The organism is Acidovorax sp. GW835-FHT14G06 (assembly GCF_058793595.1).
Map to the genome: position 1 here is coordinate 1 of NZ_JBXAGA010000055.1, position 500 is coordinate 500.

At 64.6% G+C, this 500-nt stretch carries 1 protein-coding gene; it reads right to left on the bottom strand.

The window, feature by feature from the left end:
• The coding region (locus AC1Q64_RS25690) for an SOS response-associated peptidase family protein (protein ID WP_492253183.1) at positions 1 to 452 on the bottom strand (452 nt) is incomplete at its 3' end.
• Between the last annotated feature and the right edge of the window lie 48 nt (positions 453 to 500).

The window sequence follows — 500 nt, forward strand, 5'->3', positions numbered from 1 at the left end:
GTGTAGCTGGGCAGCACCTCACCCGTGGCCGGGTCGGTCCACTCGCTCCACAGGCCCGCCAGGCCCCAGGGCTCGCCATCGGCCCGCTCGAACTGCCAGGGGATGTGCTTCTTGGTCCCCCAGTAGGGTTCGACATATAACTGGGCGGGGATGATGCAGCGCTGCCCCTTGCGCCAGGGGCCGCCATAGGTCCATGACTTGGCCATCCCTTCGCGCCGGGCGTTGACGGTGCTCAGGCGCTTGCCATCCTTGCCAGTGGGGATGTGTGTCTTAGAGTGCGGCGGGATCATGCCCCACTGCCCTACCGCCAACTCGTGCCCGGCTTCGCCCTTGGCCCGCAGGAACGGCCCACGGTACAGCGGGCTCATCTTGTCGCGCCACTCTTCCTCGGGCACGTCACCGAAGTGCAGCACCAGCTGCTCACGGCCCGGGACCTCGTAGTAGGTACACATGGCAACATTCTGGCAGCAGGGAGCTATACTGTAAATATGTACAGTCTT